Source organism: Devriesea agamarum, from assembly GCF_900070355.1.
GTDB lineage: Bacteria > Actinomycetota > Actinomycetes > Actinomycetales > Dermabacteraceae > Devriesea > Devriesea agamarum.
Genome location: NZ_LN849456.1, coordinates 1,122,124 through 1,147,978, shown reverse-complemented (window position 1 = coordinate 1,147,978; position 25,855 = coordinate 1,122,124). Strand labels below are relative to the sequence as shown.

Here is a 25,855-nt window from a genome sequence, read left to right as displayed (position 1 = left end):
TGCGCGTCGTGTTTAAGCGGTGTAGTCGTTGGGTGGCCGGTTCTTCGGATGGCCGGTTCGTTGTGTAGTCGATTTGTTGAGCGGCCCGTTACGTTGTGCGGCTCGATACCTCGATACGTTGGGTGGCCCGGACTTGGTATCGCAACTCCGCGTCGCTGACCCAGATGTTGGTATCGCACCACCACGGCACCGGGCCGCAACATCCAAAGGTCACAGCACCAAGCAGCGGCCGCGCTCAACTGTCTTCCGTTTATTCCGTAGGGTGGGGGCATGCGCTTCCTTTCGACACCGTCCCTTGACCTCACCTACGACGACTGTTTCTTCGTGCCGTCGCGTTCAGATATCACCTCGCGATTCGATGTCGATCTCGCCAGCGATGACGGCAGCGGCACCACCATTCCTCTAGTGGCCGCGAACATGACTGCGGTGACCGGTCGCCGCATGGCCGAGGTGATGGCGCGGCGCGGAGGTTTGGCCGTGCTGCCCCAGGATTTACCGCGAGAGCGCGTGCTGTCGGTCATCGCCTCAGTGAAAGAACGGGATCTGGTGGTGGACCGGGCGCTCACGATCCGCCCCGGCGGGACCATCGGGCAGACGCGCTCGCTGCTGGGCAAGCGTCCGCACGGCGTCGTCGTGGTGATCGATGCGCATAACCGCCCTCTGGGGCTGGTTGCGGATGAACACCTCAGCGGACGGGACGCCTTCACCGACGTTGCCGACGTGATGACCACGGACATGCTGGTGGTGGGCTGCGCGGATGTTGAGGCGGCGTCACAGCACGGCGGTGAAGGACAGGCAGACCTCCACGCCCGGATAGCAGCAACTCATCACGGACTAGCCGTGGTGACCCGCCCCTGCGCAGAAACGACCGGGGAGCGTGGCCAGGGCAAGAAAACGGACGAGGGACAGGGTGAACTGCTCGGCATCCTGAGCGCCACCGGGGTAGTGCGCTCGACAATTTATCGTCCAGCACTGGATGGCCAGGGACGGTTACGGATCGGGGCGGCGATCGGTATCAATGCCGATGTGGCCGCGAGAACCGAGGAAATGCAGGCGGCTGGGGTCGATGTGCTGGTGCTCGATACGGCGCACGGGCATCAGGAGAAAATGATCGAGGCGCTGCGCACCGCGCGTGCAGTGCTTGGTGCGGACTCGCCGATTCGTCTGGTTGCAGGCAATGTTGTCACCGCCGACGGGGTGCGCGACCTGGTGGAAGCGGGCGCGGATATTGTCAAAGTTGGGGTGGGCCCGGGCGCGATGTGCACCACCCGCATGATGACCGGAGTCGGGCGCCCCCAGTTCTCCGCGGTGCTGGAATGTGCAAGTGCCGCCCGGGAACTGGGCGCGCATGTTTGGGCTGACGGCGGAGTGCGTCACCCGCGCGATGTGGCGTTGGCGCTCGCCGCCGGAGCATCCAATGTGATGGTCGGTTCCTGGTTCGCCGGAACCTATGAATCCCCGGGGGACCTATACATCGACGAGCATGGCCGCGCTTACAAGGAAAGTTTCGGGATGGCCTCGAAACGGGCGGTTAGCCACCGTACCGCGGGCGAAGACGCGTTCGCTCGGGCCCGTAAGGCCCTGTTTGAAGAGGGTATTTCGACCTCCCGCATGTACCTAACGGGCAACGGTGGGGTGGAAGACCTGATCGATGCGATCACAGCGGGAGTGCGTTCCTCCTTCACCTACGCCGGAGCCCGGACCCTGGCCCAATTCCGCGATCGGGCGGTGATTGGTTTGCAGAGTGCGTCGGGGTACGCCGAAGGCCGCCCGGTGGATCGGTCCTGGACCTAACACTTGGATCGCGGATGGGTATTGCGGTCGGCGCATGGATTCCGAGGCAGTCATAGGGCAGGTCTGCCCTTCCCATGCGCGGACGGTACGCTAGCCCCATGACGACTCTTGTGATCGGCGGCGCCGGATATATCGGATCGCACGTGGTGAGGCTCCTGCTCGAACGCGGTGAAGAAGTCATCGTGGTCGATGACCTATCCACTGGTTTTGCTCATCGGGTTGAGGGCGCGGAACTTTTGAAACTCGACGTCACCTCTCCTGATGCGGCCGACAAAATGGCGTTCGCCATGACCAAGTCCGGCGCCGATGCGGTGATCCACTTCGCTGCGCACAAGCAGGTCGGCGAAAGCGTAGCTAAGCCGATGCTGTATTGGCACGACAACATTGCGGGCCTGGCGAACGTGATCTCAGCGTGCGCACGATCCGGGGTGAAAAAGGTTGTGTTCTCGTCCTCGGCTGCGGTCTATGGAATGCCTGATGTCGACCTGGTCGATGAGAATCTGCGACCGCAACCAATCAACCCGTATGGGGCCACTAAATACGTCGGCGAATGGATGCTGGCGGATGCTGAACGCGCGCACGACATGCGCACCGTAGCCCTGCGGTATTTCAACGTGGCGGGCGCTGGTTGGCCTGAGCTGTCAGACACGCTGGTGATGAACCTGGTCCCGATTATTTTGAACGCTCTGGACCAGGGGAAAGCCCCGCTCGTTTTCGGCAACGACTACAACACCCCGGACGGCACTTGCATCCGCGACTACGTCCATGTTCTAGACCTGGCAGAAGCCCATTTGGCGGCCCTGGGATATCTCGACCGGGACGAGCGCGAACACCGTGTCTTTAACGTGGGAACCGGAACGGGATCCAGCGTGCTCGAAGTGATCGAGGCGGTAGCGCGGGCAAAGGGCATCGAGATCACCCCTGAGATCGGTGAGCGGCGAGCGGGCGACCCGGCGCGGCTGGTGTGCTCTACTGAGCGGATTCGCACCGCCCTGGGGTGGCAGAGCGAGAAAACCCTAGACGATATTGTGCAGTCAGCGGTGAGCGCCCGCGAAGCGCTTGCCAGTCAGGCTCGATGAGCTGACGGACCGCACCGAACTCACGAACCTCACGGGGTTCACTAGGTGAGGTAACGGTAGATCGGGTCTGTAGGGTCGATCCGTTCGATATCCATATTGACAGCGAGCATCCGGGTCAGTAACGGGTCCAGGTCTTCTTTCCGGGAAATCTCCAACCCGACTAAGGCCGGACCCGTTTCCCGGTTGTTGCGCTTGATGTAGTCGAACAGGACTATGTCATCGTCCGGGCCGAGAACCTGATCCAGGAACCTACGCAGCGCGCCGGGTTCTTGCGGGAAGGTCACCAAAAAATAATGTTTTAACCCTTCGTGTACCAGGGACCGTTCTAGCACCTCGGAATATCGCGAGACATCGTTATTCCCACCGGTCACCACGACAATCACGTCGGTGTCCGGTTCGATGCGAGCGGCCCCGGTGGCAACCGCTGCTGCCGCCAATGCCCCCGCCGGTTCCGCAATAACCCCTTCCACCTGATACAGCTGCAGCATCTGCGTGCACACCGCCCCCTCGTCGACCGACACCATGTCCGGGGTGATGGCTTTGGCCGAGGCGAAAGTGCGCTCGCCTACCCGCCGCACCGCAGCTCCATCGACGAAACGATCAATATCGTGCAGCGTGACGGGTCGATCAGCGCGCAAGGCCGCTGCCATGGAGACCGCGCCGCTCGGTTCAACTGCGACGATCCGGGCCGACGGCATGCGTTCTCTAAGCCATGCCCCGCACCCGGCGAGGAGTCCACCTCCGCCCACTGGAACGACGAAAGTGTGCGCTTCCCGGCCGTGCTCACGGCGCAGATCCTCCACCGCCTCCATCGCGACCGTGCCCTGTCCGGCGATCACCAAATCGTGGTCGAAGGGCGGTACCAGCACCGCCGCGGTCTGTTGCGCGTCGGCATGAGCCGCTTCAGCCGCATCATCAAAGGTTTCCCCAACCACGACAAGCTCGATGCGGTCTGATCCCAGGGTCCGGATTCGATCACGTTTTTGCCGGGGTGTGGTGGATGGAACGTAGATTCGTCCGGTTAAACCGAGAAGACGGCATGCGTAAGCGACGCCTTGGGCGTGGTTACCCGCGCTCGCCGCTACGACCGCGCGTTGCCGAGCGCTCTCGTCTAACGCGGACAGAAAATGGTATGCCCCTCGCAACTTATAGGACCTGACGGGTTGTAGATCTTCACGTTTGAGCCAGATCCGCGCCCCGGTGAGCTCGGATAAGCGCGGACACAGCTGTAGCGGGGTATGCGTGACGATCCCTTGGAGCTTGCGCGCAGCAGCCTCAACATCAGTGGCATTGACGAGCTCATCCGGCGCAGGGAACGAGGTGGACGCGTTCATGACGGTGCGCTCCTACGACGGTGAATCGGCGCTGACAGGCATATCCGCAGCGGTGGAAACGGCCTGGGCATCAGGTGTGTCCGTAGCCGAGGGAAAAACCATAGCGGTGGCGATGGCGGCGATTCCTTCGCCCCTGCCTGTGAGCCCTAAACCATCGGTGGTGGTCGCCGACACCGACACCGGCGCACCGGCAGCCCGGGACATCGCCGCTTCAGCTTCGGATCGGCGCGGAGCCATCTTGGGGCGGTTGCCAATTACTTGCACCCCAATGTTTCCGATCTCAAAACCGGCTCCCCGCACCAGATGAGCTGCCTCAGCGAGCAAACTCGCCCCGCTGGCACCGGCATACTCTGGCCTTGAGGTGCCGAAATGGGTTCCGAGATCACCGATGCCGGCGGCGGAGAATAATGCGTCGCAGGCCGCGTGGCAGGCAACGTCGGCGTCGGAAAAGCCCGCTAGTCCGTGTTCTCCCGGCCAGGTGAGGCCCGCTACGCACAGGGTGCGCTGGTCATCCTCCGGTGCGTTCGCATGCACATCAGTGCCGATGCCGACCCGGGGCAGAGGATAGCCGCAAGGCGAAGAGCCAGGGGAGGTCATGCGGAGCCTCCCCCGGTCAGATGCCATCGCACGGCCTCGAGAGTTTCGGCTGGATTTTTGCCGCTCAGCATGGGGAGCCCGGGCACAACCGGGATATCGAAGTCTTGGGGCAGCGGAACGGTGGAGACGATGAGGTCGGCCTTAAAATCAGCCGAGAGAATATCCATGACGTTCCCGTGACGCACCGCCGCATTGAGACCGCACCGGCGAAGATTCTCCCGCAACCGACCCGCGAGCACAGCGGACGTTGCCATCCCTGCGCCACACACGACAAACACCGTTTTCATCACACCTCCAGGCACCCTGCACCGCCTCGAACAGGACCGGTGCGATGTCTCATTGTCCCATGACGGTAGCTGGTGTCAGCTACCGTCCATGCCCGCTTTAGGATGACATCGTGAATAGCAGGCGTCGACCCCCTTGGCATCGTGGACGTCGGTCTCCTCAGGGACCGACTGCCGCGGGAATTGTCCTGGCTGGTGGCACGGGATCTCGGGTGGGTGCGGCGCTCAATAAAGCGTTTTTGCCGCTGTCTGGCCGCACTATTGCGAGCTGGGGGCTGTCGACGATGGCTTCTATTCGCGCTATTGACCCGCTGGTTTTTGTGGTGCGTCCAGAAGATCGTGCGCACGCGGAATTCGTGGCTGAGCGCGAGGTGCTGGGCCGCGACGTCGAAATCATTCACGGCGGTAAAACCCGCCAGGAAAGTGAACTGCTCGCGCTTAGGCATCTGGCTGATCGCATTGACGCGGGGGACGTTACCCATGTGCTGATCCATGATGCTGCCCGGCCTTTGGTTTCCCGCGGTCTGGTCGGCGCCGTGTTACATGCGGCGATGGAGCACGGGGGAGCCGTACCTGCGCTTCCCGCCCCTGAATTGCTCGCTCATCTCGGTCATGATGGTCTGGGTTTACTCCAGCACGAGGGTTTGGTGCGGGTGCAAACGCCACAGGGGTTTGACGCCCCGACCATCCTGGATGCCTATGAGGCCGCAGCCCGGGACGGGTTTGTCGGAACTGATACAGCCTCCTGCGCCGAGGAATACACGGATTTGGATGTGGTGTGGGTCCGAGGCGAGGAAACGAACTTCAAGATCACCTACGCCCAGGATCTTTTACTCGCCCAAGACGTGGTCACCTCGCTAAAGTTGAGGGTTAGGGACTAGGGGCGGCGAGGAGGTCGGCGATGTCCATCGAAGAGAGCTTTCTGCGGTGCACGGTGTGCGACCGCGTCGCTGACCACGTCGTGATTTATGCAGGCCGGCTGGTCACGGAGATCAAGTGCACGGGGTGCGGTGCGATCACCAGGCTGGATGTTAGCGAGGAATATCTGCCGGATCTCGGCGACCGGATCCGTACCAAGCCGCGCAGGCTATGGCGCAGATTGCGTCGGGACCCCGGGGAGCTGGCAACGTCTCTTCCGCGCCGAACCCTGTCTAAACCTTGGCGCATGGTGGGGGAGTTCTGGGCGGTCTGGCGCGGGCGACGCCGCCGGTAATATCGGCTGCACGCCGCCCGCTCCAGGATGCCCGGGCGTGCTACGGCTTCAAAATCCGTACCCCCGCCACCGCTGCGGCGGGAATGGTGAGCTCGGACTGGATCTTCCCATCTGCGATGGCTACGCGGTGACGGGTCGGAGCGGGAATGTCGCCCACTGCGCCGTGCACGGTCCCATCAATGATCGAAACTTCCAGGATGGCCTCGCCGTCCTTAAGTTTCAGCCCGCTCAACCGCACGGGAATTGAGGCCTTAGCTGAGGACCAGTTCAGCACGATCGCCTCGGGCGTGCCGTCCGGTGCCAGCACGCCTTGGGCACTGTCGATTCCGGCGGGTAGACCGCTAATCTGCGTCGCAACGGCATGTCCGGTTCCACTTCCCATCGCCAGACGGTGAGAGAGCAGATTCCATACCTGGGCGAAAGGCCGCAGCTGCGGAGACCCGTTGTTCCACAGGTAGCCGCCGTGGCCCTTCTCGATCCAGCCCATGGACGCCTGATAGTCGTCCATGGGAACGTCTCCGGGGTAGAACGTGTAGTAGGCCATGCCATTGACCCGTTCGTGTAAGGCATCGAGGAAGGTTCGGGCGTGGTAAGGCACGCCCTCTCGGGCGCGAACCTGGGGGAGTGCTGGGACGGGGTTGCCCGGGCTGAGGTTCCATTCGTTGAGATACAGCGGGATGTCTCGTCCAGCGCGCTGGGTGACGAATCGGCGCAGAGCCCGCATGGTCCCGGATGGTTCCCCGTCGACGCGACCATCGGCTTCGGCCGGGTTGACCGGGCGCCAGCTGTAGTTGTGAATGGACAGGAAGTCGATCCGCCGGGCCTGCTCGGCTCGTTCCGGAGACAGGATTTCCCCGAGGACGCCGTACGTGGGTGACCACTGGTCGTCGCCACCGCCACCGAGCAGCATCGCAGGCCGCGCATCGGGGCGTCCGGTCAAAGCTCGCTCCGCCGCATACATGGCGTCGATAGCCTGGTAGAAATAGTCGGCTGCGAACTGGTCAATGGAGGAGTAGCGTCCGCCTCCCGGGCGTTCGCCATTTCCGGGGAAGACGAAACCGTGGGGTTCATTCAGCAGCTCATAGGCGAAGGCGTAGGGCCGCACCAGCGTGTAGAGCTTGCCCATGATGTCACGGAAGATCTTCCAGTCCCGCGGCGCAGAGTTCGCTGACGTGCGGGGTTTACCCCAGGCATCGATACCATCGACGTCAGCCCCGAGCCATTCGGGTACCTGGAAGGTCATCACCATCACGTCGAAACCGTGGTCGCGGGCGGTACGGATCCAGCGTAAAAGCCGGTCGGTATTCCAGTTGGCGGGGTTGCTCAGACCGGTGAGATAGCGTCCGGTGCGGGCGTGGTGCTCCATATCCTCCCGGTAGCCCGCGAGGGTGAAGGGGCGTTTAACTCCGTCGGGACCGGTCACGACGTAGGGGTCACGCTGATTGTTCCATCCTGTTCCCGGCCGTTTTACAGTCAGGGGCAGGATTTCGTGGAGTCGGGCGTCGGCTCGTAGGAACCGGACCCCGAGGGTTTTGACCATCTGGTCCCACACCTCGAGGTGTTCGCCAATGTCGGGGTCATGGGGATCGCAGCTTGGGTAGTGAACGACCCCGAAGAGGTGCGGAGAGATGGGGTGGGTGACGGAGGTGAAGTCGATGTCGATACCAGGATTCGTTGTCGTGGGCTGTGACGGGGGCTCGGCGGCGTGCGCGAGCGCGGGGGTCGCGAGGGGAGCAGTGGCGGTAGCGGTGAGAAAGCTGCGGCGCTTCATCGATGGGTCCTTCTCTGGGTCCTCTGGGTGCGACGACTCCGTCGCGTGGCCGCATCATAAGCGCGTTGGGAAGAGAGAGCCAGCATCTGATGAAAACGCGTTTTCATTACGGGTCTGTTCCGGGACGTTCGGCATCGACACGCATTATTTAGTGTTTCTAGACTGTCCCTGACCAGGAGATACAGGGCCATCGGCGGTCCTCAACGCACGGAGTTCCCGTGCCGCACGAGCAGTGAAGCAGGTGTGACATGAACATTGCCCACAACCCAGCTACCGGGCTATCCCCCCTCAGCCGCAGAACTCTGATCGCAGCTCTCGGAGTGGGAGCAGGCGCTCTGCTCACCGGGTGCGGGCTCTACGACGATGGTGGTGGCGGTGACGGCACGCAGATCACCTATGTGATTCCTCAAAGTCAGATCGCCCTCGGGAAGTTTGAAGAGATCGTCAAAGCCTGGCAGGACAAAACCGGGCACCGGGTTGATGTTCAGGGCGTCGGCGAACAGTACGAGTCCGTGGTCAATACCCGCCTACAGTCCGGCACCGGCATCGACCTGTTCCGCGGCAAATACGAGACGTTTGACGTGAAGAACCAAATGCGTCCGATCAAGGACACGGCGTTCTTGCAGCGCACCCTGAAGCCGCTAGCAGATTCCATGGCCCACGACGGCACCGTGTACGGCGTGCCGGTACCCACCGGTGTGAACACGATGGGTGTGTTCTACTCCAAGGCAGCGTTTGCCAAAGCAGGCGTTGAGGCTGCCCCCAAAACCCTCGACGAGATGGGGGCCGTGTGCAAGAAACTAGCCGATGCCGGTGTGACCCCGCTGTTCTTCTCGGGGGCTGGCGACGATGCCTGGACTCTTTTGCAGCATCGCAACGCCGTCTACTTCGACATCGGCGGTAATGCGCCCAACACCTGGGCTGAGCTGAGCAGCAACCGCACCTCATGGGCTGACGTTCCCCTGTTCACCTCGCAGATCCAGGCCCTCGCCCAGTGGGTTGGTGCCTCGTTCATCAATAAGAACGCTGGAACGGCTAACTATTCCGACGCTCAAAAAGCCCTCGCCACCGGAACCGCCGGCATGGTGATCCAGGGCGACTGGATCGTCGGTGAAGTGCTGAAGCTCGACCCGAAGGCAGAGCTCGGATTCTTCCCCCTGCCCACCACCCACGGGCCTGCCACCCTCGGTATTTCCGCTGGGGACGGCGGTGTGCACATTGCAAAGTCCTCGAAAGTGGGCGACGCTGCCGAAGACCTCTTGCAGTTCATGATCCAGCCCGATCAGGTACGCAAGGCGCTGGAGGCTACCCCGGCCATCCCCGCCTTCACCGATGTGACTTTGCCTGACAGTGCACCGGCAGTGCTGAAAGACATTACCGCGCTGATCGGAAGCTCACCCACGACCGACAAGGGCGAGAACGCCTACGCTGTGCCCGCTCCCGAATCCGATCTGAAAGGCCTCTACCAGGACCTTCTGGCCGGTCGTCGCAACGCAGCGCAGTTCATTAAGGGATGGCAGGATGCCTACGTGAAGTCTGCAAAGGTTAAAGGCCTTGGCGGCTTCTAACCCCGCGGGGGCACCGGTGGTCAAACGCCGCCGGTCCTCCCGCGCCGCTCGTCGTTACCCGCTGTGGTTCCTGCTGCCCGCCCTGCTCCTGTTTACCGTCTTTTTCGTCGGCCCTGCCGCGGTGGGTTTGGCATTGTCTCTTACGGACTATTCCACGACCAGCACCAGCATCCACTGGAAGGGACTGGATAACTATCACCTGCTGTGGACTGTGTACGGCGTGGATTTTGCCCGCGCGATTGTCCATCAGTTCGTGTACGCCATCATCGTGACCATCGCGAAAACGGCGATCGGGGTCGGTATTGCGCTGCTGCTGGACAGGGCATTTCGCGGGCGGGACGTGCTGCGCGCAATGGTGTTTTTACCCATGATGTTCTCGGGCATCGTGATGGCGAAAGTATTCCAGTTCTTACTGCGTGAAGACGGCCCCATCAACGGTGCTCTGCGCCTGGTGGGCTTGGATGCCCTCACCCGCGACTGGCTGGCCAATCCGCATACCGCCCTTGCAGCGGTGGCAGCCTCCGACACCTGGCTATACATCGGGTGGACCGTGGTGATTGTACTGGCGGCGCTTCAGAGCGTGCCCTCTGAGCTAGTGGAGGCGGCTCAGGTTGACGGTGCCGGTCGCTGGAGAGTTTTCACGGTGGTCCGTCTGCCCCATATTCTCCCGGCGGTCAATATCGCCCTGTTGCTGACGCTGATCTCGGGGTTGAAAGTCTTTGACCTGATTTATGCGATGACCGGTGGCGGACCAGGCGGTGCCACCGAGGTGATGTCAACCTTCGTCGTGAAAGCGCTGGGCACCGGAAACATCGGGTATGCCTTGGCAACTCAGATGACGCAGGTCGTCATCATTACCGTGGTTGCTCTGCTGGTGAACCTTGTCTTGCGTCGGAGGGAGGCGAAACTGCGTGGCTAAAGGACGTCGGGTTCGCTATGCGAGCGGTGAACGCAAAGGTCTGGGCAGGCCACTTGAGGCCTCGGTTCGACTTCTCTTAATCGCTGTTTTGGTTACGGTGTACGCCGTGCCATCAATACTGGTCTTAATCACCTCACTGAAAAGCGAAGCCGAGGCCAAAAGTTTCGGTTTTGCTCTGCCCAGCGTCGCGCAGTGGTCGAATTACTTAACTGTGCTGTCGGAAAAAGCTGTTCTGCGGGGCATGATCAACGGTTTGTTGATTGCCACGGGAATTACGGTGTTGACCATTTTGGTGGCGTCCATGGCTGGCTACGTGATCGCCCGGCGGACTGATCCAGCGCCACGGGTGGCCTACACCTACCTTCTGCTCGGATTGATCGTGCCGTACGCGTTTGTGCCAGCCATTGCGTTGCTGCGTTTTATCGGAATCTACGACTCCTACCTGTCGGTGATCCTGGTCAATGCCGCAATTCAGGTCCCATTCACGACGTTGCTGTTTGCCGGGTTTATTCAGGGGATTCCTCGGGAGCTCGATGAAGCCGCAGAGATGGATGGCGCCGGCCCGGTGCGTACCTTCTTCACCGTGATCTTGCCGCTGTTGCGCCCGGTGGTTGCCACGAATGTGGTGCTGTTGTTTACCGCCGGGTGGAATGAGTTCGCCACGATCTTGTATCTGTTGCCGGATCAGATGAAGGCGACGGTGCCGATGTCGTTCTTCCAGTTCCAGGGGAAGTTCACGTATGAATACAACCTGGTGGCGGCCAATCTAGTGATTTCTTTGATCCCTGTGCTCGTGCTGTATCTCTTCGCGCAGCGTTACATCATCCGCGGTATGACCGCGGGCGGTGTGAAGGGGTAGGGCAGGTTCCGTTGTCGGCGGATATTTCGGAGGTTTGATACCCATGTCACCGTTGGCCCCGTCCTCGCCCAAGGCTGTGTCGTCGCGGCTTGCTCTGCCTACGCCACCGCCCACCCGGCGGGGCACGATAGACGTGACAGGCACCCATCTGCGGCGCGATGGACGAGCATGGTTCCCCATCGTGGGGGAGATGCACCATGCACGCATTCCGGTGGAGCAGTGGGAACACGGTCTACGCACATTGCGCAGATTAGGTATGGACACGGTCTCTACCTATCTGTTCTGGCAGCATCACCAACCCGTGCCAGGGCCCATAGATTTGACGGGAGGCGCTGCCCACCTAGACATCCGCCACTTTGTGGAGCTCGCTGATCGTGAAGGGCTGTCAGTGATCCTGCGGGTGGGGCCATGGGTCCACGGTGAAGCTCGGTTTGGCGGTCTGCCCGACTGGATTGCCACCGGGCCCTGGCAGGTCCGAAGCAACGACCCGGAGTATCTGCGGCATGTGCGGACCTGGTATCAGGCGATAGCCACTGCGTTGAGCGGGCTCTGGGAGGAACCGGTCATCGGCGTGCAGGTCGATAATGAGCTAGTTGATGGGCCCGATCATCTCGCCGCGTTACAAGATATTGCACGGGAAGTGGGGATGCGAGCACCCCTGTGGACCGCGACCGCGTGGATGCAGGCACGTTTTGATCGGGCCCGCTTCTTGCCGGTCTACGGGGGATATGCAGACACGTTTTGGATTGATCGTACCGCGGGCTGGGATACCGACTGCGCTAAGCATTTTGTATTCACGTCGGTGCGTGACGACACCTGTCTGGGCACGGACCTGAGGGAGACGCTGAGGCAAGAGCACTCAGATACTCAGAACGAATTAGACGATGCATTACGTAGCCCCGACCTCACCTGTGATGACGGCACTCCATACCTGACCTGCGAATTGGGTGGAGGGATCGCAACCGCCTATCACCGCCGCCCGGTAGTTAACCCCGAGGATGTGGCGGCGCTAGCCCTGTCTAAGGTGGGTAGCGGGAGTGTCATGCAGGGGTATTACATGGCCCACGGCGGCTTGACCCGTCCGCTGCACATACCCGCAGGCGATGACCGGGACACAGAGCATCTGGTGGGCGGACAGGAGTCGCATCGCACCGGGTATCCCAACGACATGCCGTTGCGCGACTATGACTTCCAAGCCCCCATTGGCTCTGCGGGCCAGATTCGTCTTCACGGAAGGCTGCTGGCCTACCAGCATGCAACCTGGAAGCTTTGGGAAGATTGGCTGCCACTTTCTCGCACCGTGTTCCCTGAGGACGGCCCCACTTCTCTCGACGACACCACCACGTTGCGGTGGAGCGCCCGGGTGTATGACGGTGCGCGAGCCTGCGGCGCGGTCTTTATCCAAAACCATCAGCCTCATGCCAAGATGCCGCGACATGATCGGGTTCAGTTGCCTGTGATAATCGGCGGCGAAGAGATCATGGTTCCCGCAGAACCCGTGACGATTCATCCCGGTGCATGTGGCGCGATGCCGATCATGATGCCGCTGACCGAGGGTCTAGTAATCGAGAGCATCGATGCTCAACCAATTGAACGCCGCGAGGATGGAACACTGGTGCTGATGGCTCTGTCCAGCCACCAAACCCAAGCGGTGATGGCCCTGCGCGGTAAGGATGGGCGCACGGTGCATCGTATCAACATTGAGCCCGGCGGCACGCGAGTTCAGCTGTGCGGACATGGCTTCGAGGTATGGCCCCGTCCCGGTGCTGACGCAGAGCTCGGTCTGGCAGAGCACTGCCTCGAACCGGGAGAACACGACCTTCCCCTTGGCCTCCGTGAGGTTCACCTTGACCCAGGCCATTTGGATCAGCATCAGAGTGCCGAAATTCCGGTGGCATCGGTGGCTTCCTACCGGGGTGGCAGGGCGAGTGCACCGCGCACATTGGAGCCTGCCTATCGCGTCAGGGTCGGTCCACTGACGCGGGAGCAGCTATTGGCCCCGGTACCGTCTCGAATTGTGCTGGGGTGGAAGGGTGACGTGCTGCGCTGCGCAGTGCGTCCCGCCGACGCTCCCCACCGCCCCATTGGCCTGGATGAACTGGTGGCTGATCAGTTTCACGATGCTCGCGGCACGATCGCCATCTCGCTCGCGGCGCTGCGGGAGGCGTGTTCGGCGCAGCATCGGGAGGGGGATTCCCCGGCAGAGTTTGTCTTGGATGTGGAGATCGCCCCGGCACATGGGCAGGATGCTCAGGCTGATCAGCCCGCCGTGGACTCGGCAGTGCTGGTGCTGTCGGCATGAGCTAGCCTGCTTCGGCATGAGCTCGTCTGCTAACCGTGGGGGCGGAGCCTGCGCAGAAGACCGGGTCGGCCGGAGGTGTCGCGGGCGAGCCCCAATGAGATTTGCGCCTGCCATAAAGTGAGCTGGTCCCGCACGGCAAAAGCGCGGTAACTGCCAGGAACTCGAACGACGCGGCCACCGGTTCGCAGGATCTCCCGGATCTCGTCGAAGCTTTCCCCGCGAAGACCGTCAGTATCATCAGCGGAACGGTTAGCAATCCGCTCGGCTGCCTGCGCTGACAGCAGTCGCGGACCTTGGGGGACGGCAAGGCCTGCTCGATCAACATTCACGAGCTGAACGGTTCGATCCGACCCGCGGAGAGTTTCTGCCGTCTGCTGCGAGGGCGAAAAACGATGCGAGGGTGCTGTGCCGGTGGCGCCTTCAACGCAGATGGGTCCCCCGGTTGCTTTGACCGAGTCGGTGACATCGAGAACCGGGACCACGGCGTCGTAGGGAGTGTCGCCTGTATCGGATGTATGAGCTCCGGCGGTGAGCACAGAGGATATGAGCTCCGAGGGGGCGAGGGCGCGCTCAACTGCATGGAGTAAAACCGGGCGATGATCCTGCGGCAAGGCGCGCAGGCCCGTGCGCAGGGCGGTGAGCCGTCCCGCGTCGGAGGCAATGGTGACTACCAGCGCACGGCCCCTCACCAGCTGAGCGATGGGCGGCGCGTCGTCCTCACGGCACACCACAACCGCGTCGGTTGCCGCACAGGTGAAAGGAAGCGCATCAAAGAGCCGGGTCAGCAGGCACGCTCCGCCGAGGACAAGCATCGCCAGAGGGTGCTCATCCCCGAGGTCCTGCGCACGAGTGTGCGCGAGGACCACGAGGCGTGGCGGGTTACAGGTGGAGCGGGACACCGCGAGATGGTTGAGGCGGTTTTAGGACGCGAGAACGTCGTCGAGGATTGTCTCGGCTTTGGTTTCGTCTGTCTGCTCAGCCAACGCAAGCTCAGATACGAGAATCTGACGCGCTTTAGAGAGCATCCGCTTCTCACCGGCGGACAATCCGCGATCCTGATCTCGGCGCCACAGATCGCGAACAACTTCAGCGACCTTAATGACATCGCCTGACGCGAGCTTTTCAACGTTTGCTTTGTAGCGGCGCGACCAGTTCGTGGGCTCTTCGGTGTACGGCTGGCGCAATACATCGAAGACCTTGGATAGGCCTTCTTCATCGACGACATCGCGAACGCCGACCATATCGACGTTGTCCGCCGGGACCTCGATGGTCAGGTCACCCTGTGCCACTTTGAGTTTGAGATAGGTGCGGTCCTCTCCTTTAATCTTGCGGACCTTGACCTCCTCGATAAGGGCAGCGCCGTGGTGCGGGTAGACGACGGTCTCTCCGACGGAAAATGACATGTGGATGGTCCCCTTTCGTCCAGTGCATTCTAGCATTGATGAGATGTGGTACAGTTCGCCGCTTCGATAAATGGACACCGCCAGCGTGCGCGTGAGTACCTCGCTCGTGCGCATCAGCTTGGTTTTAGTGATTCCAGGGCGCTTGCCGGGTCTGCTCGGTTATGCTGGTCGCATCCTGAACCCCTCATAACCGCCCGCGGTCGTGCGTCTGATGCGATCCGGCTGGTTACACGCCGAAACGGAGAGAACGTGAACGCCGCCCCCCGTATCCGTCGTCTCATGGCCGTCGCGTCGCTGGGCGTGGCCGTTGCCGCCACCAGTGCCTGCGGTTATCTGAATCCAGTCCAGACCGAAGCGGTTTATCAGCAGGCTGAAGGCAGCAATGCCACCGTGGGGACCGTGGATGTGCGAAACATGCTGGTTCTGACCTCTGACCAGGGCAAGCCCGGTGCGCTCATCGGTGCTGTATATAACAAGGGGCAGCAGCCAACCTCGGTGACGCTGCAGGGCAAAGTTGACGGTTCTGTGGCGTTTACCAGTAGCGTGCAGGTGGCTCCAGGCCAACTGGTGAAGATTGGCGGAAAAGACGGTGAAGTGGTGAGCCTCACCGAAACTCCGGCCGCGCCCGGAGCCATGATGAAGCTGGTCGTCAAAGCCAACGATGTGGAGCAGAGCCTCAGCATGCCGGTGATGGACGGGTCGCTGGCCTACTTCAAGGATCTAGAGCCCTCGCCGTCACCATCGGCGACACCGTCTGTGGCGCCGACCATAGCGCCGACTACGGCACCGACCACAGCGCCCACCCCGTAAAAGGCTGATCGCTTCAACTCGTGCCGCTCTCGGACGTTGTAAAGCGTCAACGGTCGGTCGGTTCAGGCTTACGGAAGACTGCGTCAACTCGGATGCCGGACGAGAATCCCGAGAGTCCTCAGCGGACTTCTGTTGCGGGACGGGGCGACTCGAATTTGTAGCCCAGGCCCCGTACGGTCACCAAGTAGACCGGGTGTTTTGGATTGTGTTCGATCTTTGCGCGCAGACGTTTAACGTGCACGTCGAGCGTTTTGGTGTCGCCAACATAGTTCGACCCCCACACCCGGTCAATTAACTGTCCTCGGGTGAGGACCCGGTCCGCATTGCGCAGCAGAATTTCTAGCAGCTCAAACTCTTTGAGCGGCAGCGCAACGGCCTGCCCCCGCACAGTCACCACATGGCGTTCAACATCCATAGAGATATCGCCGACGGTGAGCTCTGGTTCATCTGGATGCCCACCAGTGTCCTGTGCCCGCCGCAAAACGGCTTTAATACGCGCGAGAAGTTCCCGCGACGAATACGGTTTGGTGACATAGTCGTCGGCTCCGAGTTCAAGCCCGAGCACCTTATCGATTTCATCATCCTTTGCCGTGAGCATAATGACCGGTGTGCTGGACAGGCGTCGGATCTCCCGACAAACATCGGTTCCGCTCATTCCCGGCAGCATTAAATCGAGCAGCACCAGGTCCGCTCCGTGAGCGGAAAACATGCGCAGACCATCAGTGCCGTTATCGGCGACCGCCACGTCAAACCCTTCCTTACGCAAGGTGTAGGACAGCGGGTCCGAAAACGATTCCTCGTCTTCGACGATCAAGATGCGCGTCATGCTCTTACTCTTCCAGATGCCGGGGGATTTTCGGGGGAATCTAGGTGGGCAGAAGTCTCGGAACTGCTTGTCGGGGACATGCTATCGGTCTGCCCCATTTCCGGAAGCCTCAACGTAAATGTGGAACCGTTACCTTCTTGGCTCCACGCTACGACTTCGCCACCGTGATCGGAGGCAATGTGCTTGACGATAGCCAAACCGAGGCCCGTGCCACCGGTTTGTCGGGAACGAGCTTTATCTACGCGGAAGAAACGCTCAAAGACTCGGTTCAAATTCTCCGGGGAAATACCGATGCCTTCGTCTTTCACGACGATCTCGATCATTCCGGAAACGGACCGCGTCGAGACCCCGATGTGGGTATGCGGCGGGGAATACGCGACGGCATTGGACACGAGATTCGACAGCGCCGTCACAAGCATGTCGTGGGATCCGAAACCGCATAGCCCCGGGGTGCCACCAACCGTCATCTCGATATCGGAGGCACTAGCTATTGTGCGGTTGGCCCCTACCGCAGCGTCGACCACCTCATCGATCTCTACCGGTGACGCGTCCGGAAGTGCCGACGCACCCTGGACCCGGGACAGCTCAATGATTTCCTGGACGAGTTTTGATAGACGCCGAGATTCCGTTTGCATCCGTTCCGCGAACCGGCGAACAGCCTGTGGGTCCTCTGCGGCATCTTCCATTGTCTCTGCCAGCAGGGTGAGCGCCCCCACCGGTGTTTTCAGCTCGTGCGACACATTGGCAACGAAGTCACGACGGGTTTTTTCCACCCGGACCGCGCGCGTGACATCGTCGGCAAGCATGAGCACCTGGTCTGCCCCCAGGGCTCCCACCCGGACGTCCATCACGGCTTCGCCATCTTCATGGTTAGAACGGCGCAGGTGCATCCGCTGATCGCGAAAACCGCCGTCGCGACCCACTTGAGAGACAAGGGTCATCAGCTCAGGGGTTGCCAGCCGCGGATACTCACCGCTGCGCGCCCGCACCAACCCGTATGAGTACGACAGCGGAGAAGCCCGCACCACGTCACCGGACGCATCGAGCACCACATAGGCACTGCGCAGGACCTGGAGGACTTCCGCCGCTGGCTCCGGAACCGCGGGAAGATGCTCGGACTCTTGAGGACGGCGACGATGCTCGGACCACACAAACGATGCCACGGAGACCGCGCCGACGACGAGGCCCGCGAGCAGGGCCAGGATCAGATAAACCGTAGGCAGCACAGGTAAGAGCCTAGGTCCTCACCTGGGATGGTGAGGACCACTGAGACCAAATGCGCTGGTATGGTCAGCAGGAGTTCATACGGCATCCTTCCGAAGTTCACCAAGTCTTGGGATGATCGCCGCCGGGCCGGCCCTTTCCGGTCCATCTTGTGGTACAGCAGAAAGAGACATAGTTCTATGCGCCAGGTTTTCCAGTCTGAGCTGTCTGACATGCGTGAGAACCTCGTCCAGATGTGCCGTCGCGTGTCGGATCAGGTGAAGGATGCCTCCGAAGCGCTTTTCGCGGCGGATTTGGAACGGGCCGAGCGGGTCATCGCGGCAGATCATGCGATCGACGAAATGCAGGTGGCCATTGATGAACGAGCTATCGACATGTTGGCTCGGCAGCAACCCGTGGCTACGGATTTACGGTCTGTGGTGGCGGCCCTGCGGATGAGTTCAACCCTGGAGAGGATGGGTGACCTGGGGGAGCACATCGCACTCACTGCGCGCCGTCGATACCCCGAAAAGGCGTTGCCCGAGGGGGCGGAGGAGACCTTCCGTCGGATGGCTGACCTCACGATCGCTGCAATTTTGGATGCGGCGACGGTGATTGAAACGCGCAATCTTGCGCTGGCTGCGAAGGTCGAGAAGAACGACCAGGAGATTGATGCGCTACAGCAGGAGGTCTTTCGCGCCACCTACGCCAAGGAGTACACCTCGGGCGTGACTCACGCGGTGGATATGACGCTGGTCGCGCGCTTTTATGAGCGCCTAGGCGACCACGCGGTGTCATTGGTACGTCGAGTCGGGTTCCTAGTGACCGGTGTGTCGCTGGACCCGCATGCCAGCGCCATCGACGTCACACCTTTTTAACCTCAGGTCAACGACGGCGCTACTCGCTGCGCGGCTGATACCTTCCAGTCGGAACGACAATAATGTGCCGCCAGGTATCAGCCGCGATTAGCGCGAGGCCGACGGGAGAGCACGCGTTGGGTACCGCGTCGCGCGAGGTGGCGCACACCCTGAATAGCGATGCCTGACAGAGCTGTCCACAGCAGTGTTTTCCATACCGGGACTTGGTCGGCTGGATTGCGGATGGCAGCTATATCTTCCTTGGAGGCGCCGTTTTTCTTAGCCTGCTTGCGCAGAGCTTTGGTGTCTTTCTTGGCCTGCTTCTGGGTTTTAGCGGTGGGCGCGTCTTCGCCAAACGCGGCGCCCCAGCCAGTGTGCAGAGCTTTTTTAGCGAGCAGCGATGCACCGGCAGCGGCTCCGGTCATGGCGAGCTTCACAGCGGGGTTGGGCATCTTATTCCTCCCTGATTAATGGAGCGGTTAGCGGCTGGCTTTGTGTAGGTGGCGCCTAGTATTGGGAAGCCATTGAATGGCATGGGAAGTTATTAAATGGCATTAGCAGTTATTGTTTGGCATGATTAGTTATTGTTTCGTGGTAGACGAATAGTAGGCTGCCATGTCGTCGTCCTTGAGAGCCTTGCGTAGCTGATCCATTGCGGCCGGATTTTCGGCAACCACACTGGCGCCACCGCTGGTCATAAAGGGTTCCCCGTGGGGGGCGGATAAATAGTAGATATTGCTGGTGCGAAGATCTCGCAGAGAATATCCCAGCTGCACCATGGCGGTGTTGGTAAGGTCGGAATCCACGGTCAGATACGGAGCGATGGTTGCGACGACACCCTGAATCTTCATCGGGTCCGTGAGCGTGTCAGCGGAAATCACCTTGTTCAGGACCGCTTTAAGTAACTCACGCTGATTCGTATTGCGCTGGAAGTCGCCTTCGGCAAACTGCTTGCGGGCGCGCACGAAACTCAATGCCTGTTCACCGTTGAGATGGTTGATGCCCTGGTGGAATGAATCTCCGTTGATGGTGAACGCCTTTGAGGAGTTCACATCCACCCCACCGAGCTTATCGACCAGGCCCTTGACCCCGTTGAAATCGATCATGGCGACGTGATCGATGGGGACCCCAGCATAATTCTCAACGGTCTGCACTGCCAGCGGAACCCCACCAAAAGCGAGCGCCGCGTTAATGCGTTCTTTGTTACGGCCTGGAATATCGATCCACAGGTCACGGGGGAAAGAGATAACGTAGGCGCTCTTTTTATCGGCGCTGACGTGAACGAGCATGATCGTGTCCGAGCGCTGACCGGTCACATGCGAGGCCTTAGCCTCTTCTGGGTCGCGCCGGTCCGATCCGAGGATTAAAAAGTTGGTGCCTTTACCTGCATCCTTAGCGGGGCGATCAGACTGACTCTGGCCGGCAATGTCCACCCGCTTTATCTCACTTAAAGAGCGCGAAAATCCGATGACGTAAATGCCCGCTGCGATGCCGGCAACCACGAGCAGTGAGCAGATCGTCCAGATTGCGATGCGTAGGCCCCGGCGACGGCGACGCCGTCCGCGGGGTGGGGCAGATTCCGGCGTCTCGGGGAGGGGGGTGTCATTGCTGGGCATTGCGTCACCTCTGGAAGCGCGTGGAACGAAAAAGGGCGGTCACGGTGTGCGAGGGGCACAACGGTATGTCAGATCCCATACTAAGCGGCCCGCGGTGATCGCCTTGCGTTCAAAACTCGTCAAAGTGCGTTCGGTAAACCGCGGTGACCATCCCACGTGTGGGAAATCCTCAGGAGCATCCTCGGGAATGGGGCTTGGGGCTGGTCCGGTCGGGTCAACGGGCTCAAAGTGAGGATGTCGGTCGAGAGCTGAGCGCATATGTGCTGCGTAGTCAGCCCAGTCGGTGGCTAATCGCAGCACGCCACCCGGCTTAAGGAGCTCAGCGACATCATTGAGGAACGATGCCTGAATAATCCTGCGCTTATGATGCCGAGTTTTGTGCCACGGGTCGGGGAAAAACACCCAGAACTCGCTCACGCTGTGCGCTGGAAGCAGGGATCGTACGGAATGCTGGGCGTCCAGTTCCACCATGCGGATATTCCGGGGGCTACCCTCGCGCTCGATCCGGCTGAGCGTCTGCGCTATTCCTGGGCGATATACCTCGAACGCAAGGTGGTCGCGGTCAGGATTTTTAGAGGCGGCCAGTGCAATGTTGTCACCGAGTCCGCTGCCGATTTCGACGATGAGCGGCGCTGTGCGGCCAAAAATTTGAGAAAGGTCGAACCGAAAGCCTGGCTCGGGCAGGGTGTCCCGATGGCCGCGCGGAACCGTGAGAACGTAGCTATCGGCGAGGTCATCCCACGCCTTTTGTCGAGAGGGTGACAACCTGCTGCCGCGACGCACAAATGACACCACCTCCCGGCGTGTCTCGTCCGACCCCGTGCACTGTTTAAGTTCAGGCACGGAAAACCTTTCCATCGCGGATCTGAAGCGGGATCTTCGCTAAGGGTTCTTTCGCGGGCCCGCCGAGGGGGGCGCCGGTGTTTTCGTCGAACCGGGAACCGTGGCAGGGGCATTGCAGCTGCTGATCGTCCAGCGCCAGCTTGCAGCCCTGGTGGGTGCAGTACCCGCTCATTCCCCGGATATCTTGCCCTTGACCTCGGATAATTGCGACGAACGCAGAACCGAAGTCAGCGATCACAGTTGAATTCTCGGGGATTTCCGACAGGGGAATCCCGCCGTCAGTCGCCACTGCTTTCGCCTGAGGAAATCCTTGGTCGTCGGGACCGCAGGCGGCAAGAGCGCCGAGGCCACTAACCCCAACGGTGCCAACGCCGAGCGCTCGTAAAACGCTGCGGCGACGAGGACAGGAGTCATCAGCGGTTGAGAAAACGTTCTGTTCGTCCATTCCTCAAGGATAGGCGGGATCTGAGGTCGGTGTGCATGACCCGTGTTGGCTCTTGAAAAACTTCCGTGTGGTCAATACGTTGCCTCTGCCGAGAAACTTCACAAGGCGGTGTGGAGTTGCTGCTCGGACGCTGGTTCGGACGCTGGTTGCGAGATGGGTTTGACGATGAACCGGCACAAAGCCGTGACGAGTAGCGACCGCGGACGCGCGCGTTAATCGTGCGAAGAAGTAGAAAGAAGTACTAGAGGCAGACTCGCTGGCGAGAGGGCTGACCTGATACCGCAAGGCCACTTGCGGGCTAAATCCGGATTGCGGCTGACATCGTAGATCTCGTTAAGGATCTTGGCTGACTGGGACGAGATGGTGCGCGGGTTCGTCGAAATCGACTTGGTCGGTCTCAGCGCGTTCAATCATTCCCTCCACCCGCCGGGTGCTGCTGCAAAAGAAGGCCCCAGGCCGTTAAAACTTCAACCCGTCCGATTGTGCGGACACCTCCGTAGGAGCGCACTAGTAAGCCGATGAAAGCGTTAAAGGTGAGTGTGTGAAGTTCACGAAGAATTAGGATTAACTGTCCCCTACAGCGACTCAAACTGTCATCCCGCGGGACTATACCGATAATTGGGGTCTCGCCACTTCGCGAGCATAGTTTTTCCGTCCTGGTCTTCATGATGCATTGGTGATGTGGCCGTTCGAGAGTTGCGCATGACCGCCGCGAGAGACGCAGTCCAAGGAAATAACTTTGAGGTCTCGTTGCAGTATGGATCTTGACGCTGATGGTCGCGACTGTGATCAGTGAGCCCCAAAGTATTAATTTTGAAATCAATCGCTTATTGTAGGAACTGGCCAGGCATCGGAAAAGCGTCCTATGTACGTCCACTACATATGAGTGGAAACAAAAGGGATAACAAAGATGCCCAAAATCCCGGAACTAATGACCTCGGTGATTGAGCGTGAACAGGTATCCATGATCAGGAATCACACTTTGTGCTATCGTGTTATTCCCGACAGTTGAAAATGAAGATTTAGATATATATTTTATATATGCGTCTGGAGGCACGGCGATGTGTCCGATCGCCGAATATATATTCGGGGCCCGGGTTTTGTTGCTCGAATTGGTTATCGTCACCGATGCGACACGCTGCACTAACTGTGGCCTCTGAGTGGGGGCGATAACAAAGATCTCTCGGCTTTTAAGGTAAGTCGCTGCGCCGGCGAAGAAATGATTAATAAATGGTTCGCCCACTGAATTGCATTCGGTTGCTGTTCGCGCCGATCCGTTCCCGGGCTAGACCGTGCTTTACTGATGAAATATTCTTAATCAATCCCACTCTACCGTCTCTAGCTACCCCTGAAACAGATCTCCTGTGTTTAGGTCAAATATATTGATCAAGTAATCCTATGCCTGAATAACGCAAGCATCCTGTTGATGACGACATTGACATGGCAGCTGTCGCTGCGCCATGTATGCTAATTTTGGGGTGAGTAACATTTATCTGACTTTAGATGTCGCCGATTCGATCCCAGCCACCTCCCACTTCGGTCGCAGTTACGTATCTTTATATCTGGGCACGGGTGCCGCGAGGAACATGTATCCGAGCAAGGGGAAACTATTTCAAATTAATCCCTGATCCACCTCTGCTGATCCAGGTAGAATTTCAGGCAAGCAGCACCTCGGGAGTCATGACTTGTGTTACATTTATTGGAGGGTGGACGAAGCTTACAGAAATCTCGAGTCGCCACACTCGGTTCACTTCCAAGGAAAGGCTAAAGGGTGCGTAAGATGCCAAATGCTTCAACCTTGAGGTTGTTTAAGAAAATAAAGATGAGTGCAATCGTGATTGCTGTGAGTACGCTCAGCTTTACTGGCTGCACGACTGAAGTTGATACTCATGAATCTGATGCTAATCGGCTCGTCTCAGCGCAGCGAGAATTAAAAAAATCGCTAGAGCATGACGGTCACACGGTCTACGGCAGCGCTGCCGGCAAAGGCGGGCAAGAACGAAGCGTGCAGATTGAACTCCCTTTACAACGAGATGGAGTCAGCATTTTTGGCTCATGTACACATGCCCGAGGAAAGGCTGATGTACGCCTAGACAACAAAGAGAAATTTACGATCATCTGCACAGAGCATGGGGAGCCCCAAAAACTCACCGACTCGTTAGAGTTAAAAGGGATTCGACTCCTCATTACAGTCGAGGATGCGCCAACGCAGGCCATTTGGGCCATTAGTGCCAGCACATCCCGGCATGGATGAGTGCATTAGGTCATCCTGCATCTACCTGACATGCAACACCGGTGGGCAAGAAAGCAGTTCCACTCTGCCCATTATATTTGAAAATGACAAATGTTCCCATCGGGTAAGCGTTAAAAACCTGTCCATAACCCAGTTTGGGTGATTCGCATGAGACGCCCAATTCAACCGACGCGGAGAATCCGCCTCCAAGATTTGCATTTAATACACTAAAACTAATACCTCCGCCGCCACTAATCGTCGCTGCCTGGGTCACGGTCTTCGACAAAGTGCACGTACCCCCAGGATTCCTGCAAGACACAAGAACCTGGGGCATCCTTGTATTTGGTTGGACAGAGGTGACTTGAAAAGAGGCCCTCGGCGAAAATTTCTTTTCTCTTCCTGCAGGATAGGATGCGAAATTGCTAGCCGTCTCAGCGTGATGAAGCACTTCGGACGAATATGAAAAATTACTTTCATTGTTAACTGCGGTACCAGATGCGAGTGCTGGGGATAAAGATGTGGACGTTAAAGCCAATGTCATAATCCCTGTCGTAAGAAATTTCTTTAGCATGATGTTTTCCTTTTAGTTGAACAAATCGACCCAGAGATACTTAGTATCCCGTTGAAAGAAACTATATTTTTGGCAAGCCCTAACGTCGGGCTTACATCGGACTCTAGGTCGGGGTGGGTGTGATATCAACCACGCTTTGTGGTGAGCGTACTCGAAAGATAGTTTCGTGGCAAGGCCCTACGTTGACGTGCAGCAACCCTCTGCGTAACTCGATACGTTGCCTCAGCTGAGAACCTCGGCATAGCGGCATAGCGGCATAGCGGCATAGCGGCATAGCGATATTGCGCCAAGTGACACGACAAGGTGCAGACCCCGCACCAGCGCGTCATCGCCCGCGAGAAGGTACCGGCTCGGCCGAAGATCGCCATGAACGCGAAGTTCAAACGACCCAAGCCCGCCACCCTCGTCCGGCAGATTCTTGCCGTGACCAGCGGGCTAGAGGTCCTGGGTCAGGCCAAGAAGTACCCAACACGAAACTAGCTGTAACCCACGCCTGAGACAACCGCAACCAGAGGAGATTCCCAAAAAGGTAACGTCATAGCCACGCCGGAGGTATTGACATGAAACACAGGGGTCCGCTGCTATTTCCTCGCCGTCTTAAACGCGCACAACCGCAGGTTTTAGACTTTCTCGGCGTCGGTAGCGGTAGGGTCCCAGGACAGAATGCCGCGCTCGCGCCACCCGCGATGACGGATCGCGTCATGAGCTTGGCGACGGTAATCAGAAGTCAACCGGTCTAGGTATAGCTTGCCATCCAGATGATCGACTTCATGCTGAAGACAGCGGGCCAGCACCCCGCCGGTGTCTTCCACCGTTACCGGTTGCCCCTCCAAGTCGATTCCGGTGACGCGGGCCCATTCCGAGCGTGCGGTGGGGAATCCTTCCCCAGGGACCGAGAGGCAGCCCTCCCACATGTCCTCCTCGAGCGGCACGGTCGGGCCTTTTTCCAGTACCGGGTTGAGCACATATCCTTCTTGGAGAACGCCGTTGCCGTCGGTGCACGCGTACACAAACAGTCGCCACCGCGATCCCACCTGGGTGGCTGCAAGTCCGGCGCCTTGGGCTGCCGCATTGGTCTCGATCATGTCCTCGACGAGGGTCCGCAGCTCTGGGGTGATCTCGCGGATCTTTTTGGTCCGCTGGTGCAGGGCCTTGTGGCCGATCATCGTGATCGGGCGAACGGTCATCGGGAACCTTTCGTCGGTGATGGGAGTAGGGCGCGGTTGGTAGTGGCTTTTAGCGCGAGCGTAGCGGCCACACGGAGACGCGATTGTTTGAGGCGGTTGAACAGTAAATGCTTATCACACGGTACACAGCGGTCGCTTGCT

Annotated in this window: 25 protein-coding genes; 12 read left to right on the top strand and 13 right to left on the bottom strand. The window is 59.7% G+C overall.

The features are described from left to right. Positions 1-270 precede the first annotated feature (270 nt). Together BN1724_RS05095 and galE are read left to right on the top strand one after the other, a co-directional pair. Positions 271-1,794: a GuaB1 family IMP dehydrogenase-related protein gene (locus tag BN1724_RS05095; RefSeq protein ID WP_058234498.1), complete on the top strand. Its 1,524-nt coding sequence runs from the start codon at positions 271-273 to the stop codon at positions 1,792-1,794. Positions 1,795-1,892: 98 nt separating this feature from the next. After that, a complete protein-coding gene (gene galE / locus BN1724_RS05090) occupies positions 1,893-2,873 on the top strand; it encodes a UDP-glucose 4-epimerase GalE (RefSeq protein WP_058234497.1) in 981 nt (326 codons plus the stop codon). Between the two features lie 41 nt (positions 2,874-2,914). On the opposite strand, the gene ilvA is transcribed toward galE, so the two are convergent. Genes ilvA through BN1724_RS05075 form a run of 3 tightly spaced genes read right to left on the bottom strand, consistent with a single transcriptional unit; the run spans position 2,915 to position 5,091 of the window. Next, positions 2,915-4,207 (bottom strand): threonine ammonia-lyase IlvA, encoded by a 1,293-nt coding sequence (ilvA, locus tag BN1724_RS05085; RefSeq protein WP_058234496.1) that lies wholly within the window; start codon positions 4,205-4,207, stop codon positions 2,915-2,917. 12 nt (positions 4,208-4,219) lie between these two features. Then, complete coding sequence (gene ispF, locus BN1724_RS05080; RefSeq protein WP_058234495.1) at positions 4,220-4,804, bottom strand: 2-C-methyl-D-erythritol 2,4-cyclodiphosphate synthase; 585 nt, start codon at positions 4,802-4,804, stop codon at positions 4,220-4,222. Beyond that, positions 4,801-5,091 (bottom strand): PTS sugar transporter subunit IIB, encoded by a 291-nt coding sequence (locus BN1724_RS05075; RefSeq protein WP_058234494.1) that lies wholly within the window; start codon positions 5,089-5,091, stop codon positions 4,801-4,803. The genes ispF and BN1724_RS05075 overlap by 4 nt, the downstream gene beginning before the upstream one ends. 110 nt (positions 5,092-5,201) lie before the next feature. Between BN1724_RS05075 and BN1724_RS05070 the strand changes: the two genes are divergently transcribed. Further along, the gene (locus BN1724_RS05070) at positions 5,202-5,969 is read left to right on the top strand and encodes an IspD/TarI family cytidylyltransferase (RefSeq protein ID WP_058234493.1); all 768 of its coding nucleotides are present in this window, start codon (positions 5,202-5,204) and stop codon (positions 5,967-5,969) included. A gap of 20 nt (positions 5,970-5,989) precedes the next feature. Then, positions 5,990-6,301 (top strand): hypothetical protein, encoded by a 312-nt coding sequence (locus tag BN1724_RS05065; RefSeq protein WP_058234492.1) that lies wholly within the window; start codon positions 5,990-5,992, stop codon positions 6,299-6,301. Between the two features lie 40 nt (positions 6,302-6,341). On the opposite strand, the gene BN1724_RS05060 is transcribed toward BN1724_RS05065, so the two are convergent. Further along, entirely contained in the window at positions 6,342-8,072 is a 1,731-nt protein-coding gene (locus BN1724_RS05060) for a hypothetical protein (protein WP_058234491.1), read from the bottom strand. 248 nt (positions 8,073-8,320) lie between these two features. Here BN1724_RS05060 and BN1724_RS05055 point away from each other — a divergent pair, with 248 nt between their 5' ends. From BN1724_RS05055 to BN1724_RS05040, 4 genes are read left to right on the top strand one after another with little or no spacing between them, the layout of a single operon-like run. Further along, positions 8,321-9,640, top strand: a complete 1,320-nt coding sequence (locus tag BN1724_RS05055; RefSeq protein WP_058234490.1) for an ABC transporter substrate-binding protein — start codon at positions 8,321-8,323, stop codon at positions 9,638-9,640. Continuing rightward, a complete protein-coding gene (locus BN1724_RS05050) occupies positions 9,627-10,559 on the top strand; it encodes a carbohydrate ABC transporter permease (protein WP_058234489.1) in 933 nt (310 codons plus the stop codon). Before BN1724_RS05055 ends, BN1724_RS05050 begins: the two co-directional genes overlap by 14 nt. Continuing rightward, positions 10,552-11,418, top strand: coding sequence for a carbohydrate ABC transporter permease (locus BN1724_RS05045; protein ID WP_058234488.1), 867 nt, complete (start codon positions 10,552-10,554; stop codon positions 11,416-11,418). The genes BN1724_RS05050 and BN1724_RS05045 overlap by 8 nt, the downstream gene beginning before the upstream one ends. 43 nt (positions 11,419-11,461) lie before the next feature. Continuing rightward, positions 11,462-13,720 carry a beta-galactosidase gene (locus tag BN1724_RS05040; RefSeq protein ID WP_058234487.1) on the top strand — a complete coding sequence of 753 codons (2,259 nt, stop codon included), beginning with the start codon at positions 11,462-11,464 and terminating at the stop codon, positions 13,718-13,720. A 29-nt stretch (positions 13,721-13,749) separates the two neighbouring features. Here the strand turns inward: BN1724_RS05040 and BN1724_RS05035 are convergent, their stop codons facing one another. Then, positions 13,750-14,619: an IspD/TarI family cytidylyltransferase gene (locus BN1724_RS05035; RefSeq protein ID WP_084252770.1), complete on the bottom strand. Its 870-nt coding sequence runs from the start codon at positions 14,617-14,619 to the stop codon at positions 13,750-13,752. Between the two features lie 21 nt (positions 14,620-14,640). Next, complete coding sequence (locus tag BN1724_RS05030) at positions 14,641-15,123, bottom strand: CarD family transcriptional regulator (RefSeq protein WP_058234485.1); 483 nt, start codon at positions 15,121-15,123, stop codon at positions 14,641-14,643. A gap of 249 nt (positions 15,124-15,372) precedes the next feature. On the opposite strand from BN1724_RS05030, the gene BN1724_RS05025 reads away from it, so the two are divergent. After that, the gene (locus BN1724_RS05025) at positions 15,373-15,933 is read left to right on the top strand and encodes a hypothetical protein (protein WP_058234484.1); all 561 of its coding nucleotides are present in this window, start codon (positions 15,373-15,375) and stop codon (positions 15,931-15,933) included. A 118-nt stretch (positions 15,934-16,051) separates the two neighbouring features. Here the strand turns inward: BN1724_RS05025 and BN1724_RS05020 are convergent, their stop codons facing one another. Both BN1724_RS05020 and BN1724_RS05015 read right to left on the bottom strand, forming a co-directional pair. Beyond that, positions 16,052-16,759 carry a response regulator transcription factor gene (locus BN1724_RS05020; RefSeq protein WP_058234483.1) on the bottom strand — a complete coding sequence of 236 codons (708 nt, stop codon included), beginning with the start codon at positions 16,757-16,759 and terminating at the stop codon, positions 16,052-16,054. Further along, positions 16,756-17,985: a sensor histidine kinase gene (locus BN1724_RS05015; RefSeq protein ID WP_331709449.1), complete on the bottom strand. Its 1,230-nt coding sequence runs from the start codon at positions 17,983-17,985 to the stop codon at positions 16,756-16,758. Before BN1724_RS05015 ends, BN1724_RS05020 begins: the two co-directional genes overlap by 4 nt. 177 nt (positions 17,986-18,162) lie before the next feature. Between BN1724_RS05015 and phoU the strand changes: the two genes are divergently transcribed. Beyond that, positions 18,163-18,840, top strand: a complete 678-nt coding sequence (gene phoU / locus BN1724_RS05010; RefSeq protein ID WP_058234482.1) for a phosphate signaling complex protein PhoU — start codon at positions 18,163-18,165, stop codon at positions 18,838-18,840. 77 nt (positions 18,841-18,917) lie between these two features. Here phoU and BN1724_RS05005 read toward each other — a convergent pair whose 3' ends face one another. The 4 genes from BN1724_RS05005 to BN1724_RS04990 form a co-directional block, all read right to left on the bottom strand. Continuing rightward, on the bottom strand, positions 18,918-19,271 hold the full coding sequence (locus BN1724_RS05005; RefSeq protein WP_058234481.1) for a DUF4235 domain-containing protein: 354 nt from the start codon (positions 19,269-19,271) through the stop codon (positions 18,918-18,920). Between the two features lie 129 nt (positions 19,272-19,400). After that, positions 19,401-20,435: an LCP family protein gene (locus BN1724_RS05000; RefSeq protein WP_058234480.1), complete on the bottom strand. Its 1,035-nt coding sequence runs from the start codon at positions 20,433-20,435 to the stop codon at positions 19,401-19,403. Positions 20,436-20,474: 39 nt separating this feature from the next. Further along, positions 20,475-21,278 carry a tRNA (guanosine(46)-N7)-methyltransferase TrmB gene (gene trmB / locus BN1724_RS04995; RefSeq protein ID WP_231928159.1) on the bottom strand — a complete coding sequence of 268 codons (804 nt, stop codon included), beginning with the start codon at positions 21,276-21,278 and terminating at the stop codon, positions 20,475-20,477. Beyond that, positions 21,271-21,723: a Rieske (2Fe-2S) protein gene (locus BN1724_RS04990; protein ID WP_084252769.1), complete on the bottom strand. Its 453-nt coding sequence runs from the start codon at positions 21,721-21,723 to the stop codon at positions 21,271-21,273. The genes trmB and BN1724_RS04990 overlap by 8 nt, the downstream gene beginning before the upstream one ends. Positions 21,724-23,494: 1,771 nt before the next feature. Here BN1724_RS04990 and BN1724_RS04985 point away from each other — a divergent pair. Beyond that, complete coding sequence (locus BN1724_RS04985) at positions 23,495-23,977, top strand: hypothetical protein (RefSeq protein WP_058234478.1); 483 nt, start codon at positions 23,495-23,497, stop codon at positions 23,975-23,977. Between the two features lie 853 nt (positions 23,978-24,830). Beyond that, the gene (locus BN1724_RS12865; RefSeq protein ID WP_157085766.1) at positions 24,831-25,007 is read left to right on the top strand and encodes a hypothetical protein; all 177 of its coding nucleotides are present in this window, start codon (positions 24,831-24,833) and stop codon (positions 25,005-25,007) included. A gap of 140 nt (positions 25,008-25,147) precedes the next feature. Here BN1724_RS12865 and def read toward each other — a convergent pair whose 3' ends face one another. Further along, positions 25,148-25,714 (bottom strand): peptide deformylase, encoded by a 567-nt coding sequence (def, locus tag BN1724_RS04980; RefSeq protein ID WP_058234477.1) that lies wholly within the window; start codon positions 25,712-25,714, stop codon positions 25,148-25,150. Between the last annotated feature and the right edge of the window lie 141 nt (positions 25,715-25,855).